The sequence below is a fragment of the Nonomuraea endophytica genome, from assembly GCF_014203235.1.
In the GTDB taxonomy this organism is placed as follows: domain Bacteria; phylum Actinomycetota; class Actinomycetes; order Streptosporangiales; family Streptosporangiaceae; genus Nonomuraea; species Nonomuraea endophytica.
Genome location: NZ_JACHIN010000003.1, coordinates 244,697 through 259,837 on the forward strand (window position 1 = coordinate 244,697; position 15,141 = coordinate 259,837).

Below are 15,141 nucleotides of genomic sequence, written 5' to 3' on the forward strand. Positions count from 1 at the left end.
ACCGGACGCGCTGGTGCGATGTCCGCCTCGGCGTGTTCGGGTAGGTACCGGGATACCATCGAGCGGTTCGGGCATAGTTGCGAGGGAGAGTGGCGTGGTACGGCATGTGCGGTCTTTCGCGGTGACCGTGCTCGTCATGGCGGTCCTGGGGGTTCTGGCCGGTCTGGCCTGGTCGTACGCGGCTCCGCGCGCGGCGATGGCGGTCACCGAGAAGGGCCCCGTGCTGGCCGACCCGTCCACGCAGGCGCTCATCGCCGCCGACGGATGGTTCGCCGCGATCACCGGCGGACTCGGCCTGCTGTGCGGGGCCGCGGCGTGGTTCCGCAACCGGCACGAGCAGTTGCCCGTGCTCGCCGGGCTCTGCGCCGGCGGCGTGCTGGCCGCCTTCCTCACGTTCTGGGTCGGCTCGGCCGTCACCATCGGCGTGGTCACCGTGGAGGCGGCGGCGCCCGGCCTGAAGGTGGTGCCGGGGTCGCTTGAGCTGACCGCGCGCGGGGTGCTCGTGGCCTGGCCGCTGCTGGCCGTGGCGCTGTTCGGGCTGCTCGAAGGCATGCACGGCTACCGCGACTCGGCGTTGCGCAAGCCGTACGGGATCTAGAGGGCGGGGTGGCGGGAGCCGTACCCGGTGGCCTGCTCGAAGGCGCGCGCCACGCGCAGGACGCGCGCGTCGGCGAAGGGGCGGCCGACGATCTGCACGCCGACCGGCAGCCCCTCCGGCGTGAAGCCCGCGGGAACGCTGGCGGCGGGCGCGTGCAGGACGCTGATCCAGTACGCCGAGCGCATCCACGACAGGTAGTCGGGCAGGCGGACCCCGTTGATCTCGCTGACGTACGGGTCCTCGACCGGGAACGGCGGCACCTGGCTGACCGGGGCGAGCAGCACGTCGTATCGGTCCCAGAACGCGGTCATCCGGTGGTAGAGGCCGGTGCGCAGGCGTTCGGCGCGGGCCAGGTCGGCGCCGGACAGGAGGCGGCCCTGCTCGGCGTTCCAGCGGGTGTTGGGGCCGAGGATGTCCAGGTCGGGGAAGGCCAGCGCGTAATACCAGGCACGGTAAATGCGGAAGGCTTCGTCGGCGTCGGACAGGTCGAGGTCGACCCGCTCGACGCGGGCGCCGAGCTCCTCCAGGACATGGGGCGCGTTCGCGGTGACCTCGGCGGTGCGCGGGTCGACCGGCAGCCCGCCCAGGTCGGGGCTCCAGGCGACCCGCATGTGCTCCACGGTCTCGATGGGGTCGGTGTGGAAGGGCTCGGTGACCGCGAACGGCGAGCCCGGGTGGAACCCGGAGACGACCTGCAGCATCAGCACGAGATCGTCGACGGTCCTGGCCATGGGGCCGGGGACGGCGAGGGTGTACCAGGCCGCCTTGTCGGAGATCGCCGGCACCCGGCCGGGCGTCGGCCGCAGCCCCACCACGTTGCAGAACGAGGCCGGATTGCGCAGCGAGCCGCCCATGTCCGAGCCGTCGGCCAGCGGGATCATCCCGCTGGCCAGCGCCGCGGCCGCGCCGCCGCTGGAGCCGCCCGCCGACCTGGACAGGTCGTAGGGGTTGCGGGTGGCGCCGAACACCTCGTTGACGGTGTGGGAGCCGGTGCCGTACTCGGGCGTGTTCGTCTTGCCGATCGTGATCGCGCCGGCCGCCTTGAGGCGCTGCACGATCAGGTCGTCCTTCTCCGGCACGTGGTCGGCGAAGGCGGGCGAGCCGTACGTGGTGCGCAGGCCGGCGGTGTCCACGAGGTCCTTGTGCGCGACGGGCAGCCCGTGCAGCGGCCCGGCGGGCGCGACGGAGTCCAGCGCCCGCGCGGTGACCATGGCCTGTTCGGCGGCGAGCGTCACGATCGCGTTGACGCGCGGATTGACCTGCTCGATGCGGTCGAGGTGGGCCTGGAGCAGTTCCACGGCGCTGATCTCGCGGGCGCGCAGCAGCCGGGACATCTCGGTGGCCGTCAGATAGTGCAGATCCGTCACAGGGCGATCCTACGAATCCTCCCCCGGGGGGAGGCGCACCCGCCCGCCCGCTGGCATCGTCGGACCATGGTCAAGGCGCCGCTGAAACCCCGGTTCGTCGCGCTGGGCCTCGACTACCTCGTCATCCTGGGCTGGCTCGCCGTCCTCGCGGTGGCCGCGCTGGCCGGGCTGAGCAGGCTGTTCGGCGCGTCCCTGATCGCCGACGACCTGCTCGTCACCGGCCTGACGGTCGTGCCGGTCTGGCTCTACCTGAGCGTGGGCGAGGCGTCGGCCGGGCAGGCGACGCTGGGCAAACGGCGCGCCGGCCTGGTCGTGACCACAGTGGACGGCCGTCGGCCCGGGCCCGGCCGGGTGCTGGCGCGCAACGCGGTCAAGCTCCTGCCCTGGCAGCTCGCCCACATGGCCGCCATCCGGATGTTCCACGCCCCGGGCGAGATGAGCGTGGCCGTCGTCGCCGCCCTGACCGTCTGTTACGGCCTGGTGCTGCTCACGCTGGTGCTCCTGTTCGCGCGCCGCGACCGCGCCTCCGCGCACGACCTGGCAGCCGGTACGCGCGTGGTCAGCCGGTCTTAGCGATCGGAGCCGTCGTGGCCCGGGTCAGCCCGACGAGGTTGCCCGGCGCCGTCTCGATCTGCAGCCCGCGCCGCCCGGCCGAGAAGTAGATCGTCTCGAAGCCGAGCGCCGACTCGTCCACCACGGTCGGCAGCTGCCTGCGCTGCCCGAGCGGGCTGATGCCGCCCACCACGTAGCCGGTGACCCGCTCGACCTTGGCCGCGTCGGCCATCGCCGCCCGCTTGCTCCCGAGCGCCGCCGCGAACGCCTTCAGGTCCAGCTTGCCCGCCACCGGCACCACCGCCACCGCAAGCCCGCTCTCCACCTCGGCCACGAGCGTCTTGAAGATCTGCTCGTACGGCAGGCCGAGCGCGTCGGCCGCCTCCTCGCCATAGGCCTGCGCGTTGGCGTCGTGTTCATAGGGATGGAGGGTGAAGTCCGCCTCCGCCTTGGCCAGCGCCACCGTGGCCGGGGTGCCCTGGCCGCCGCCTTTGCTCTTCTTGCTCACAACACGCCATCGTACTCGGGATCTACAATGTAAAGGCGTCAGGGGCGGAACGCGCGCCCTGGGGTGTGTCCGAAGACATGCCGGAAGGCGTCGATGAAGGCGCTGGCCGACGACCAGCCGCACCGGTGCGCCACGGTGGTGACCTGGAGGCCCTCCGCCAGCAGGATCAGCGCGTGGTGCAGGCGGGTCTGGGTGCGCCACTGCGGGAAGGTCATGCCGAGTTCGGCCCGGCAGAGCCTGGCCAGGGTGCGGTCGCTGGTGCCCGCGGCCGCGGCCAGTTCCGGCAGCGTACGGTCGTCGGCCGGATCGGCGCCGACCATCGCGCAGACCGCGGCCAGGCGGGGGTCGCGGGGCGCGGGCAGGTGCACCGGGTGCTCGGGGGCGGGGGAGCGGCGCAGCCGGTCGAGCAGAACGGCGCGCAGCAGCGGGTCTTCCGGCTCCTCCGAGCAGGCCACGATCAGCTCACGCAGCAGCGGCGTCACGGCCAGGACGGCGGGCCGCTCCAGGCCCAGCGGGTTCTCGGCGAAGCCGATCAGGCGCAGGTCGGTACGTCCGTAGGCGCGGTGCTCGTGGACGGTGCCGGCCGGGATCCACAGTGCCCGGTTGCCCGGCGCCACCCAGGTGCCGGCGCCGGTGGTGATGGAGATGACGCCCTCGTAGGGGTAGGCGATCTGGTGGTCGTCGTGCCGGTGCGCGTCGATCTCGCCGCCGCCGGGCAGGGGGCGTGTCCCGGTGGGGGCTTCAGGCATGTGCCGTACCATCCCCTCACCTCCTCCCCGGACGTATGGCGATTTTCCGGCATATGTTGGCACTTTATCGGAAGCGCGCCACACACCCCGGCGGCGACGATCGAGGGGTGCGGATCAACAGGATGGGCGTGCTCGCCGCCGGCCACGCCAGTGTCGACTTCTACCAGGGCGTCGTCCCGGCCATGGTTCCGTTCCTGGTGGCCGAGCGGCACTACGGCTACGTGGCCGCCTCCGGGATCGTGCTGGCCGCCACCCTCCTGTCGTCGGTCGTGCAGCCGCTGTTCGGGGCGATCGCCGACCGGTGGCGGCTGGGCTGGCTGATCCCGGTGAGCATGCTGGTGACCGGGCTCGGGGTGGGGCTGGCGGGCCCGGCCGGCTCGTACCCGCTGACGTGGCTGGCGATCGCCCTGTCCGGGCTGGGCGTGGCGGCCTACCATCCCGAGTCGGCGCGGCTGGCCAGGGCGGCCAGCCAGGGCAGCCATGTGGGGATGAGCTGGTTCTCGCTGGGCGGCAACCTCGGGTTCGCGGTGGCGCCGCTGATGGTCACGCCGTTGCTGGCCTGGGGCGGGCTGGCCGTCTCGCCGCTGCTGGCGGTGCCCGCTGTGCTGGGGTGCCTGGTCACGGTGGTGGCGATGCGGTCGGTCGGGCGGGGTGGGGGCGCTGGCCGTACGCGGGAGGGGGCGCGTGACGACTGGGCGGCCTTCGTGCGGCTGGCGCTGGTGATGGGGTTGCGGTCGGTGGGCTACATCGGGCTGAGCACGTTCGTGGCGCTGTACGTGGGCGGGGGAGCGGCGGGCGCGGTCGCGCTGTTCGTGCAGTTCGCGGGGGGTGCGGCGGGGACGATCCTGGGCGGCCGCCTGGCCACCCGCTACGGGCGGGTGCGGACGTTGCGGCTGGCCTACGCGGCCGCGGTGCCCGCCGTGGCCGGGGTGGTGCTGGTGCCGGGACCGGCCGTGTTCCTGTTCGTGGCGGCGGCGGGCGTCGCCCTTTACGTCCCGTTCTCGCTGCACGTCACGCTCGGGCAGGACTACCTGCCCCGCCACGCCGGTACGGCCAGCGGCGTCACCCTGGGCCTGGCGGTGAGTGTGGGCGGCGTCGCCAGCCCGCTGATCGGCGCCCTGGCCGAGGCCACCTCGTTGCGCCTGGCGCTGGCCACGCTCATCGTGATGCCGTTGCTGGCCTGGTTCCTGTCGCGCCCGCTGAAGGAGCCGGCGATCGTCCTGCCGTGACCCTTCATATGCTGACGTGATGTCTTTCGTGACCATGGACGACGGTGTCCGGCTGTGGACCGGGACCACCGGGCGGGGCGCGCCCGTCGTCCTGCTGCACGGCGGTCCCGGCCTGTGGGACTATCTCGGCCCGCTGGCCGCCCTGTTCGGTGACGGCGTCGTCGTGCACCGCTTCGACCAGCGCGGCTGCGGCCGGTCGGGGCCCTCGGACGAGCAGCGCCTGGACCGCCTGGTCGCCGATCTCGAGATCCTGCGCCGCCACTGGGGGTATGAGCGGTGGGCGGTCGTCGGCCACTCCTTCGGCGCCACGCTGGCCCTCGCCTACGCCGGGGCGCACCCGGACCGGCTGACGTGGGTGGGCTACCTCAGTGGGACGGGTCTGGGCGACTGGAGGACGGGCTACCGGGCCGAGCGTGACCGGCGGATGACGGCCGGGCAGCGCGCGCGGCTGGCCGAGCTGGAGTCGCTGCCCGTGCGGAGTCCGGAGCAGGAGCGGGAGTTCCGCACGCTGGCGTGGTTCACCGACCATGCCGATCGGGATCGGGCCTGGGACTGGGCGGCCGAGGACGCCGCGGCGCCGTACGAGATCAACTGGGTGGCCAACCGGCGTCTGGCCGCCGAGGCGGCGGCCCGGCCGGAGGAGGACGTCCGGCGGATCGCGGTGCCGGTCTCGGTCATCCACGGCGCGGGCGACCCCCGGCCGGTCGGCTCCGTGGCGGCGCTGGCCGGGGCGCTGCCGGACGGCCGGCTGCACGTGCTGGAGGGGGCCGGCCACCATCCCTGGCGGGAACGGCCGGGCGAGCTCGGCGAGATTCTGCGGGAGGTTGGGATCCCAGCCCAGGGGAAAAGCTGGGATCCCAGGCCCCCGAGGGGTCCCAGCCCCGGAGGGTGACGGGCTGGGGCCCCGGGTCCGGCGTCAGGCTCTGACCGGGCGGCCGGGGAAGGCCGTGGTGACGATCTCCGAGTCCCTGACCACGAAGTCGCCGGCGACGACGACGTGGACGAAACCGGATGAGCCCTGGGCGGTGTCGGTGTAGGTGGCGCGGTCGGTGACGGTCTCCGGGTCGAAGACGGTGAGGTCGGCGTCGCAGCCCACCTGTACGCGGCCCTTGCGGAGCATCGCGGGCACACCGGAGCCGACGACGTCGGCGGGCACCAGCGTGCAGCGCCTGATGGCCTCCTGCAGGCCGAGGACGGCGTTCTCGCGGACGAGGCGGCGCAGCGTGCGGCCGTAGGTGCCGGCCGTACGCGGGTGGGTGACGGCGTCGGGGGCCAGCGGCCAGGCGAGGGGGTCGGGCGCGCCCGAGCGCCACAGCAGTGGCACGGCGTCGGTGGCGACGGCGGCGTCGGGGAAGGCGAGCGCCCGCTGGATGTAGTCGAAGGCGGCAGGGTCGTCCTCGTCGAGGAGGTGGACGAACGCGGCGGCTCCCGGGGTGTCGCGGCGGGCGGCGCGCAGGGCCTCCTCGTCGGCCAGGCGGCCCTCGGCGCCGAGCAGGCCGATGGAGTGGGCGGTCAGTCCGCGCCGGTGCAGGATCTCGGGGGCGAGGAAGGCGGCGCCGACGCCGGTCATGCCGGCGCCGTAGGGGTAGGCCTCGGTGGTGACGCGCGAGCCTTCGGCGCGGACCTTCTCCACGAGGCCGAGCACCCGGTCCACGTGCCGGATCGAGGTGCTGTTGACGTGGCAGTAGTGCATGTGGGCGCCGGTCTCGGCGGCGGCGCGCACCACTTCCTCGGCGCCGTCGATGGGCGTGGTGGGGTCCTGCTCGACGAGTTCGCGGGCGTGGGTGTAGGTCGGCAGGTTGTGGCGGGCGGCCAGCGCGGCCACGGCGAGGTATTCGGACGGGTCCACGCGCGGGGCGTAGCCGACGAGGACGCCGATGCCGAGCGCGCCGTCGGCGAGGTCGCCTTCCAGCATGGCGAGGATGCGGTCCACGACCGGGCGGGCCGCGGGGCGCTGCCAGTCCTCGTGGCCGATGTGGGCGAGGAACTCCTCGATGTCGCCACCGGCCTCCAGCCCGAGGAGCACGGCCATGCGGGCGATGCCCCAGGAGGTGGCGAAGCCGTAGTTGAGCGGCCGGCCCTGCTGGGCGGCCTTGTGGTAGGCGGCGCCGACGGGGTAGGCGCCGGCTTCGAGTTCGAGCACGGTGGTGACGCCGTCGAGGGCCTGCAGGCGGTGCCCGGCGACGTCCATGGTGTGGCTGTGCAGGTCGATGAAGCCGGGGCAGACGACCAGGCCGCCGAGGTCGACGCGGGTCGTGCCGGTGAGCGGCGTCGGTGAGACGGCGCGGATGACGCCGCCGGTGATGCCGATGTCGCGCACGGCGTCGAGGCCGGTCTCGGGGTCGATGGCCCGGCCGTTGGCGAGGACGAGGTCGTACGCGGTCACGCGGTCTCCTTGGTGCCGAAGGTGAACTGTTCCGGGCGTTGCGGGACGATGACGGCGATCAGCGCGGCCAGCACCGTGGTGGCGATGAGCAGGCCGAAGGCGGCGGTGTAGGAGACCTTGTCGACGAGCAGGCCCATGAGGACGGGGGCGAGCACGCCGGCGACCTGGCCGCCGACGTTGACGACGCCCATGCCGGAGCCGACGACGGCGGGCGGCAGCGCGCGGAACGGCATGCCGAGCACGCCCATGGTGGACAGGCCCGCCACGCCCAGGGCGAGCGTCTGGTAGACGGTGAAGCCGATGGCCGTCTCGGCCTGGAGCATGACCACCAGCAGGAGCGCGGTGAGCAGCAGCAGGGGGATGACGAAGAGCCGGGCGCGGTTGTGGAAGTAGCGGTCGAACAACCAGCCGCCGACGAACGTGGTCGCGCACATGACCAGGCTGGGGACGGCGCTCATGAAGCCGGTGCTGATGAGCGAGATGCCGCGTTCCTCCAGCAGGTAGCTGGGGACCCAGGTCATCATCCCGTAGCCGAGCATGTTGGCGGCGCAGAACAGCGCGGCGAACTTCCACACCGAGGCCGAGCGCAGCACGAGGGACAGGGGCACGCCCTGGCGTTCGGCGCGGTCGGAGCCGTTGAGGTGGGAGGGCAGCGCGGGTGGCAGCATCTTCCACAGCATGAAGCCGATGATCACTCCGGCGACGGCGGTGACCCAGAAGGTGTGCCGCCAGCCGAGCAGGAGGATGAGGGGCGCCACGATGAGCGGGGCCACGCCGGCGCCGAGCTGGTTGGCGGCCAGCATCGACCCGGCGGCCGTGGCGCGGCTCTCGGGGGTGGTGCGTTCGGCCATGGCCTTGAACGAGGCGCCGGGGAACAGTCCCTGGCCGACGCCGAACAACGCCCTGATGACCAGCAGCGCCCCCAGGCCCCAGGCCAGGCCGGTGAGCGCGGTGAAGATCGACCACAGCACGAGGGAGACCATGAGCTGGCGGCGGGCGCCGTAGCGGTCGGCGAGGATGCCGCCGGGCACCTGGCACAGCAGGTAGACCAGGGAGAAGACGGTGATGAGCCAGCCTTGCTCGGTCTTGCTGAGGTCGTACTCGGCCCCGATGAACGGCAGGGCGACCGCCATCATGACGCGGTCGATGTAGTCGATCACCCACACGCCCATGAGCAGGCCGACGGTCAGCGCGGCGGTCTTGCGCACCTGCGTCGATGTCATGGTGCCGGTGGTTTCGGCCAGTCCCATGCGGGTGGTTCCTCCTGGGCCTCGGATCGCTTTGGGTAACCCTCCGCCTCCTGCCCGCGTTTGTGCTTCGTGCTGGACCACCAAGTCGTCGGCCACGCGCTGTGCTGGCGTACAAACCGTCCGCATCGTGGACGATACGGGGATGGGCTGCGGGACTCCGTAGACTAGGGAGGGTGATTTCCCGTATCGACATGCGAGGTTCCCTGCCGGAGAACCTGCGCGACGTGCTGCCCCGCGCCGAGCTCGACGTCGAGGCCGCCCTGGAGAAGGTGCGGCCCATCTGCGAGGACGTGCGCCATCGTGGGGCGGCAGCCGTACGGGAGCTGACCGCCAGGTTCGACGGTGTCGAGATCGCCTCCACGCGCGTGGCGAAGGAGGAGATCGACCGGGCCCTGGCCGAGCTCGACCCGAGGGTGCGGGCGGCGCTGGAGGAGTCGATCAGGCGGGCCAGGAAGGTCCACCGCGACCAGCGGCGCAACGACACGACCACCGAGGTGGTCCCGGGTGGCACGGTCACCGAGCGCTGGGTGCCGGTCGAGCGGGTGGGGCTCTACGTGCCGGGCGGCCGGGCGGTCTACCCGTCGAGCGTGGTCATGAACGTGGTTCCCGCGCAGGAGGCGGGGGTCGCCTCGCTGGCGGTCACCAGCCCGGCGCAGCGCGACTTCGGCGGGCTGCCGCACCCGACGATCCTGGCGGCCTGCGCGCTGCTGGGCGTCGACGAGGTCTACAACGTGGGCGGCGCGCAGGCGGTGGCGATGTTCGCCTACGGCACCGAGGAGTGCGCGCCGGCGACCATGGTCACCGGCCCCGGCAACATCTGGGTGGCGGCGGCCAAGCGGCTGCTGAAGGGCCGCATCGGCATCGACTCCGAGGCGGGCCCGACCGAGATCGCGATCCTGGCCGACTCCACGGCCGACCCGGTGCACGTGGCCGCCGACCTGATCAGCCAGGCCGAGCACGACGTGATCGCCGCCGCGGTGCTGGTCACCGACAGCGTGGAGCTGGCCGAGGCGGTGGAGAAGGAGCTGCCTGGCCAGGTCGCGGCGACCAAGCACAGCGAGCGCATCGCCGAGGCGCTGGGCGGCCGGCAGTCGGGCATCGTGCTGGTCTCGGACGTCGAGGCCGGGCTGAAGGTGGTCGACGCCTACGCGGCCGAGCACCTGGAGATCCACACCGCCGACGCCGCCGCGGTGGCGGCGCGGGTGCGCAACGCGGGGGCGATCTTCGTGGGCACCTACGCGCCGGTCTCGCTGGGCGACTACCTCGCCGGGTCCAACCACGTGCTGCCGACCGGCGGCTGCGCCTGCCACTCCAGCGGGCTGTCGGTGCAGTCGTTCCTGCGCGGCATCCACGTGGTCGACTACACCCGGGAGGCGCTGGCGGGCGCCGCCGCGCACGTGTCGGTGCTGGCCGACGCCGAAGACCTGCCCGCACACGGCGCGGCGGTCCGCGCCCGTTTCGACTGGGAAGTGCCTAACCCGTGAGGCTGGAAGACCTGCCGCTGCGCGACGACCTCAGGGGGAAGACGCCTTATGGCGCGCCCCAGATCGACGTCCCGATCCGGCTCAACACCAACGAGAACCCCTACCCGCCCTCCAAGGCCCTGGTCGACGACCTGGCCGAGGAGGTGCGCAAGAGTGCCTCGACCCTCAACCGTTACCCCGACCGCGACGCCGTGGAGCTGCGCGCGGAGCTGGCCGGATACCTCGGCCACGGGCTGAGCGGCGAGCAGGTGTGGGCGGCCAACGGCTCCAACGAGGTGCTCCAGCAGATCCTGCAGGCGTTCGGCGGCCACGGCCGCACCGCGCTGGGCTTCGAGCCGTCCTACTCGATGCACCCGATCATCACCTCGGGCACGAGCACCGAGTGGGTCGACGGCACGCGTGAGGAGGACTTCACGCTCGATCCGGGCAAGGCGGTCGCCGCGATCGAGGAGCACCGGCCCGACATCGTCTTCCTGACCTCGCCGAACAACCCGACGGGCACCTCGCTGCCGCTGGCCACGATCCGGGCGGTGCTGGAGGCGGCGCCGGGCATGGTCGTCGTGGACGAGGCCTACGCCGAGTTCGCCCGGGAGGGCACGGCGTCGGCGCTGACGCTGCTGCCGGAGTTCCCCCGGCTGATCGTGACGCGCACGATGTCGAAGGCGTTCGCTATGGCCGGGACGCGGGTGGGGTATCTGGCCGCGCATCCGGTGGTGGTGCAGGCGTTGCTGCTGGTCCGCCTGCCGTACCACCTGTCGACGCTGACGCAGGCCGCGGCGCGTACGGCGCTGCGCCACCGCGAGGAGTTGCTCGGCGGGGTGGCGGCGCTGCGGCGCGAGCGCGATGCCACGGTGGAATGGCTGCGCGGTCAGGGGTTGACGGTCGCCGATTCGGACGCCAATTTCGTGTTGTTCGGACGGTTCGCAAATCGTGAGGCGGTGTGGCGGGGGCTCCTGGAGCGGGGAGTGCTCATCCGCGAGGTCGGGCCACCGCAGTGGCTGCGGGTCTCGATCGGCACCGGCGAGGAGATGGCGGCGTTCCGCGCCGCTCTGGAGGGAGTTCTGTGAGCCGTATCGGCCGCGTGGAGAGGGCCACCAAGGAGACGACGGTGCTGGTCGAGGTGGACCTCGACGGCACGGGTCAGGTCGAGGTGTCCACCGGGGTGGGCTTCTTCGACCACATGCTCAACCAGCTGGGCAAGCACGGGTTGTTCGACCTGACCGTCAAGACCGAGGGCGACCTCCACATCGACTCCCACCACACGATGGAGGACACGGCGCTGGCCTTGGGCGCGGCGTTCCGGCAGGCGCTGGGCGACAAGTCGGGCCTGCGGCGGTTCGGTGACGCGTCGTGCCCGCTGGACGAGGCGCTGGCCAACGTGACGGTCGATCTGTCCGGCCGGCCGTACCTCGTGCACTCCGAGCCCGAGGGCATGGCGCCGATGATCGGCCCTTCCTACGACACGACGATGACCAGGCACATCCTGGAGTCGTTCGTGGCGCAGGCGGCGATCTGCCTGCACGTGCGCGTCCCCTACGGCCGCAACGCCCACCACATCGTGGAGGCGCAGTTCAAGGCGCTGGCCCGCGCGCTGCGCGCGGCCAGCGAGCGCGACCCGCGCGCCAGCGGGGTGCCGTCCACCAAGGGTGTCCTATGAGCGAGAACATGATCGCTTATGCGATGGTGTTCATCGGGCTCTTCCTGTTCGGCGGGGTGTTCTCGCTGTTCAAGCAGGGGCTGAAGCTCGGTGCGGTGTTCTGCGCCCTCGGCGGCGTCATGGCGATCACGGCGGGGGTGCTGTGGTGGTGAGCAAGAACGTCGTGGTGCTCGACTACGGCTCCGGCAACCTGCGCTCCGCCGAGCGCGCGCTGGCCAGGACCGGCGCCCAGGTGACGGTGACCGCCGACTACGACACGGCGCTGAACGCCGAAGGGCTGGTCGTGCCCGGGGTGGGCGCGTTCGCGGCGTGCATGGCCGGGCTCAAGGGCGTGCGCGGCGACGAGATCGTCGGGCGCAGGCTCGCCGGCGGCCGGCCGGTGCTGGGCATCTGCGTCGGCATGCAGGTGCTGTTCGCGCGGGGTGTGGAGCACGGCGTGGAGACCGAGGGCTGCGGCGAGTGGCCGGGCACGGTCGAGCGGCTGGAGGCGCCGGTCCTGCCGCACATGGGCTGGAACACCGTCAAGGTGCCCGATGGCAGCGTGCTGTTCGCCGGGATCGAGGAGGAGCGCTTCTACTTCGTGCACTCCTACGGCGTACGCGAGTGGGAACTGGTGCCCGGCGACGGCTTCGGCCAGCCGCTGGTCACCTGGGCCGAGCACGGCGTGCCGTTCGTGGCCGCCGTGGAAAACGGGCCGCTCATGGCCGCCCAGTTCCACCCGGAGAAGTCCGGGGACGCGGGAGCCGCCCTGCTCAAGAACTGGGCCGGCACCCTGTGAACACGCGGTGAGCAAGGAACGTGCGCGGCGGCGCGCCGTGCGCGAGGCCGAGCGCGCGCAGGCGATGCGGCGCAACGAGGTACGGCAGGCGCGGGCGGCGCGCCGCCGTGCCCGCCTCGGCCGGCTGGTTCCCCGGCCGGTGCGCTTCGCCCGCCAGGGCGGCCTGCTGGCCCGCCGCCATCGTGTCCAGAACGCCGTCGTGATCGGCGTCTTCCTGCTCGTGCAACTGCTGGTGTGGCTGATCTGGCGGGCGCCGGCGGTGAGTTTCGGCGTGCTCGTCTTCTCGGTGTTGTTCGTCCCTGTCTTCGTGACCCTTGCCTTCAACCGGAGGATCTGAATGTCGCTTGTGTTGCTCCCGGCCGTGGACGTGGTGGGCGGCCAGGCCGTACGCCTGGTTCAGGGTGAGGCCGGAACCGAAACCGGCTACGGCGACCCGCTCGCCGCCGCGCTGGCCTGGCAGGAGGCGGGTGCGGAGTGGATCCACCTGGTGGATCTCGACGCCGCCTTCGGCCGGGGCAGCAACCACGCGCAGATCGCCGAGGTCATCGAGCGGCTGGAGGTGAACGTGGAGCTGTCGGGCGGCATCCGCGACGACGAGTCGCTGAAGGCGGCGCTGGCCACCGGCTGCCGCCGGGTCAACATCGGCACCGCCGCGCTGGAGAACCCGGACTGGTGCCGGAAGATCATCGCCGAGCACGGCGACAAGATCGCGGTCGGCCTCGACGTGCGCGGCACCACGATCGCCACCCGGGGCTGGACGAAGGAGGCCGGCGACCTGTGGCAGACGCTCGAACGGCTGGAGGCCGACGGCTGCCCGCGTTACGTGGTGACCGACGTGACCAAGGACGGCACGCTGCGCGGCCCGAACCTGGAGCTGCTGCGCGAGTTCTGCTCGCGCACCGAGCGGCCGGTCGTGGCCAGCGGCGGCGTCTCCAGCCTCGATGACCTGGTGGCGTTGTCCGGCCTGGTGTCGCAGGGGCTGGAGGGCGCCATCGTGGGCCGGGCGCTCTACGCCCGGGCGTTCACGCTGGAGAACGCGCTGGATGCGGTCCGCGTTTAGTTCGTTGGGAGGGGGCGTGATGGGCAGCGTGAGCATGGAAAGAACCGGGACGAGGGTGTTCTCGGGCGGAATCTGGGAGGAGCGCTACGGCTACGCGAGAGCCGTGGTCGTGGGCGACCGGGTGGTCGTCTCCGGCTGCACGGCCACCGTCGACGGCGAGGTCCAGCACGTCGGCGATCCCTACTGGCAGAGCATGACGGCGATGAGCATCGCCCTGGAGGCGGTCGAGGCGGGTGGGCTGACCCGCGACGACGTCGTCATGGTTCGGTACTACGTCGTCGAGCACCGCCACTTCGACCAGGTCGGCTCCGCGATCGCCGAGGTGTTCGGCCGGGTGCGGCCGGCGTGCACGGGCGTACGGGTGGCCGGACTGGTCGACCCGCGGATGCTGGTCGAGATCGAGATCGAGGCGCAGAGAGCATGACGGTCGCGGTACGAGTCATCCCGTGTCTGGACGTGGACGCGGGACGCGTGGTCAAGGGCGTCAACTTCGAGAACCTGCGCGACGCGGGCGACCCTGTCGAGCTGGCGCGGCGCTATGACGCCGAGGGCGCCGACGAGCTCACCTTCCTCGACATCACCGCTTCGTCGGGTGAGCGGGAGACGATGCTCGACGTGGTCCGCAGGACCGCCGAGCAGGTGTTCATCCCGCTGACCGTGGGCGGCGGCATCCGCGCGGTCGAGGACGTCAACCGGCTGCTGCGGGCGGGCGCGGACAAGGTGTCGCTGAACACCGCCGCGATCGCCCGTCCCGAACTGCTGACGGAGTGCTCGCGCCGCTTCGGCGCGCAGTGCGTGGTGCTGTCGGTGGACGCGCGGCGTGCTCCCGGTACGGCCAGCGGCTTCGAGGTCACCACCCACGGCGGCCGCCGGGGCACCGGGATCGACGCCGTCGAGTGGGCGGCCCGCGGCGAGGAACTGGGCGTGGGCGAGATCCTGCTCAACTCGATGGACGGCGACGGCACCCTGGACGGCTACGACCTGGAGATGATCCGGGCCGTGCGAGCCGCGGTCCGGGTCCCGGTGATCGCCAGCGGCGGCGCCGGCCGGCTGGAGGACTTCCCGCCGGCGGTAGCGGAGGGCGCCGACGCGGTGCTGGCGGCCTCGGTGTTCCACTTCGGCACGCTGAAGATCTCCGAGGTCAAGGACACTCTGCGGACGGCGGGATACCCCGTCCGGGGATAACTGGCGGTATGACCGCTAACAACCCGGTGGTGGCGGCGTTCGTCGCCGCCATCAACGAAGGTGACAAGGCGGCGTTCGAGGCGCTTCTGGCCCCGGACGCCACCATGTCCGACGACGGTTCCGACCGCGACCTCGGCCAGTGGACCGAGCGGGAGATCTTCTCGGCCGGTGGCCATTTCACCGTCGAGTCGCAGGAGCCGGACGGGCTGTCGATGCTCGCCCGGTTCCGCAACGACACGTGGGGCGAGATGAAGACCCGCTGGCGCTTCACCCTCACCCCGGACGGCTCGAAGATCCAGCGCTTCGAGACCGGCCAGGCATAGAGAGCGCCTTCAGGT

At 72.3% G+C, this 15,141-nt stretch carries 19 protein-coding genes; 14 read left to right on the plus strand and 5 right to left on the minus strand.

The features are described from left to right. The first annotated feature begins 94 nt into the window (after positions 1–94). Positions 95–598, plus strand: coding sequence for a hypothetical protein (locus HNR40_RS13010; RefSeq protein ID WP_312896318.1), 504 nt, complete (start codon positions 95–97; stop codon positions 596–598). Here the strand turns inward: HNR40_RS13010 and HNR40_RS13015 are convergent. Beyond that, the gene (locus HNR40_RS13015) at positions 595–1,965 is read right to left on the minus strand and encodes an amidase (RefSeq protein ID WP_184960782.1); all 1,371 of its coding nucleotides are present in this window, start codon (positions 1,963–1,965) and stop codon (positions 595–597) included. The genes HNR40_RS13010 and HNR40_RS13015 overlap by 4 nt on opposite strands. Positions 1,966–2,031: 66 nt before the next feature. On the opposite strand from HNR40_RS13015, the gene HNR40_RS13020 reads away from it, so the two are divergent. Next, positions 2,032–2,538, plus strand: coding sequence for an RDD family protein (locus tag HNR40_RS13020; RefSeq protein WP_184960783.1), 507 nt, complete (start codon positions 2,032–2,034; stop codon positions 2,536–2,538). Here HNR40_RS13020 and ybaK read toward each other — a convergent pair. Next, positions 2,525–3,025 carry a Cys-tRNA(Pro) deacylase gene (gene ybaK / locus HNR40_RS13025; protein WP_312896319.1) on the minus strand — a complete coding sequence of 167 codons (501 nt, stop codon included), beginning with the start codon at positions 3,023–3,025 and terminating at the stop codon, positions 2,525–2,527. The genes HNR40_RS13020 and ybaK overlap by 14 nt on opposite strands. Before the next feature lie 38 nt (positions 3,026–3,063). Beyond that, a complete protein-coding gene (locus HNR40_RS13030; RefSeq protein WP_221340298.1) occupies positions 3,064–3,774 on the minus strand; it encodes an AraC family transcriptional regulator in 711 nt (236 codons plus the stop codon). 107 nt (positions 3,775–3,881) lie between these two features. Here HNR40_RS13030 and HNR40_RS13035 point away from each other — a divergent pair, with 107 nt between their 5' ends. Beyond that, on the plus strand, positions 3,882–5,003 hold the full coding sequence (locus tag HNR40_RS13035; protein ID WP_312896320.1) for an MFS transporter: 1,122 nt from the start codon (positions 3,882–3,884) through the stop codon (positions 5,001–5,003). 19 nt (positions 5,004–5,022) lie between these two features. Next, positions 5,023–5,895, plus strand: coding sequence for an alpha/beta fold hydrolase (locus HNR40_RS13040; protein WP_184960787.1), 873 nt, complete (start codon positions 5,023–5,025; stop codon positions 5,893–5,895). Between the two features lie 24 nt (positions 5,896–5,919). Here HNR40_RS13040 and HNR40_RS13045 read toward each other — a convergent pair whose 3' ends face one another. Beyond that, positions 5,920–7,389, minus strand: coding sequence for an amidohydrolase family protein (locus tag HNR40_RS13045; RefSeq protein ID WP_184960789.1), 1,470 nt, complete (start codon positions 7,387–7,389; stop codon positions 5,920–5,922). Further along, positions 7,386–8,639 carry an MFS transporter gene (locus HNR40_RS13050; protein WP_184960791.1) on the minus strand — a complete coding sequence of 418 codons (1,254 nt, stop codon included), beginning with the start codon at positions 8,637–8,639 and terminating at the stop codon, positions 7,386–7,388. Before HNR40_RS13050 ends, HNR40_RS13045 begins: the two co-directional genes overlap by 4 nt. A gap of 173 nt (positions 8,640–8,812) precedes the next feature. Between HNR40_RS13050 and hisD the strand changes: the two genes are divergently transcribed. Genes hisD through HNR40_RS13100 form a run of 10 tightly spaced genes read left to right on the plus strand, consistent with a single transcriptional unit; the run spans position 8,813 to position 15,126 of the window. Further along, a complete protein-coding gene (hisD, locus tag HNR40_RS13055; RefSeq protein ID WP_184960793.1) occupies positions 8,813–10,123 on the plus strand; it encodes a histidinol dehydrogenase in 1,311 nt (436 codons plus the stop codon). After that, a complete protein-coding gene (locus HNR40_RS13060) occupies positions 10,120–11,190 on the plus strand; it encodes a histidinol-phosphate transaminase (RefSeq protein ID WP_184960794.1) in 1,071 nt (356 codons plus the stop codon). Before hisD ends, HNR40_RS13060 begins: the two co-directional genes overlap by 4 nt. Beyond that, a complete protein-coding gene (gene hisB, locus HNR40_RS13065; RefSeq protein WP_184960796.1) occupies positions 11,187–11,780 on the plus strand; it encodes an imidazoleglycerol-phosphate dehydratase HisB in 594 nt (197 codons plus the stop codon). The genes HNR40_RS13060 and hisB overlap by 4 nt, the downstream gene beginning before the upstream one ends. Next, positions 11,777–11,932: a CG2302 family histidine operon protein gene (locus HNR40_RS13070; protein ID WP_184960798.1), complete on the plus strand. Its 156-nt coding sequence runs from the start codon at positions 11,777–11,779 to the stop codon at positions 11,930–11,932. The genes hisB and HNR40_RS13070 overlap by 4 nt, the downstream gene beginning before the upstream one ends. Continuing rightward, positions 11,929–12,558: an imidazole glycerol phosphate synthase subunit HisH gene (hisH, locus tag HNR40_RS13075; RefSeq protein WP_312896321.1), complete on the plus strand. Its 630-nt coding sequence runs from the start codon at positions 11,929–11,931 to the stop codon at positions 12,556–12,558. Before HNR40_RS13070 ends, hisH begins: the two co-directional genes overlap by 4 nt. A 7-nt stretch (positions 12,559–12,565) precedes the next feature. Further along, entirely contained in the window at positions 12,566–12,895 is a 330-nt protein-coding gene (locus HNR40_RS13080; RefSeq protein WP_184960802.1) for a hypothetical protein, read from the plus strand. Then, entirely contained in the window at positions 12,896–13,618 is a 723-nt protein-coding gene (gene priA / locus HNR40_RS13085; RefSeq protein WP_184960803.1) for a bifunctional 1-(5-phosphoribosyl)-5-((5-phosphoribosylamino)methylideneamino)imidazole-4-carboxamide isomerase/phosphoribosylanthranilate isomerase PriA, read from the plus strand. 34 nt (positions 13,619–13,652) lie between these two features. Next, positions 13,653–14,042, plus strand: a complete 390-nt coding sequence (locus tag HNR40_RS13090; protein ID WP_246509079.1) for a Rid family hydrolase — start codon at positions 13,653–13,655, stop codon at positions 14,040–14,042. Continuing rightward, positions 14,039–14,803 (plus strand): imidazole glycerol phosphate synthase subunit HisF, encoded by a 765-nt coding sequence (hisF, locus tag HNR40_RS13095; RefSeq protein ID WP_184960805.1) that lies wholly within the window; start codon positions 14,039–14,041, stop codon positions 14,801–14,803. Before HNR40_RS13090 ends, hisF begins: the two co-directional genes overlap by 4 nt. 8 nt (positions 14,804–14,811) lie before the next feature. Then, a complete protein-coding gene (locus HNR40_RS13100) occupies positions 14,812–15,126 on the plus strand; it encodes a nuclear transport factor 2 family protein (RefSeq protein ID WP_184960806.1) in 315 nt (104 codons plus the stop codon). The last annotated feature ends 15 nt before the right edge of the window (positions 15,127–15,141 follow it).

Excerpts from the sequence above, each read along its gene's own strand:
- HNR40_RS13090 (WP_246509079.1), top strand. The coding sequence starts at position 13,653 with ATGGAAAGAACCGGGACGAGGGTGTTCTCGGGCGGAATCTGGGAGGAG.
- hisF (WP_184960805.1), top strand. The coding sequence starts at position 14,039 with ATGACGGTCGCGGTACGAGTCATCCCGTGTCTGGACGTGGACGCGGGA.
- HNR40_RS13040 (WP_184960787.1), top strand. The coding sequence starts at position 5,023 with ATGTCTTTCGTGACCATGGACGACGGTGTCCGGCTGTGGACCGGGACC.
- HNR40_RS13030 (WP_221340298.1), bottom strand. The coding sequence starts at position 3,774 with ATGCCTGAAGCCCCCACCGGGACACGCCCCCTGCCCGGCGGCGGCGAG.
- HNR40_RS13070 (WP_184960798.1), top strand. The coding sequence starts at position 11,777 with ATGAGCGAGAACATGATCGCTTATGCGATGGTGTTCATCGGGCTCTTC.
- HNR40_RS13020 (WP_184960783.1), top strand. The coding sequence starts at position 2,032 with ATGGTCAAGGCGCCGCTGAAACCCCGGTTCGTCGCGCTGGGCCTCGAC.
- priA (WP_184960803.1), top strand. The coding sequence starts at position 12,896 with ATGTCGCTTGTGTTGCTCCCGGCCGTGGACGTGGTGGGCGGCCAGGCC.
- HNR40_RS13100 (WP_184960806.1), top strand. The coding sequence starts at position 14,812 with ATGACCGCTAACAACCCGGTGGTGGCGGCGTTCGTCGCCGCCATCAAC.
- HNR40_RS13050 (WP_184960791.1), bottom strand. The coding sequence starts at position 8,639 with ATGGGACTGGCCGAAACCACCGGCACCATGACATCGACGCAGGTGCGC.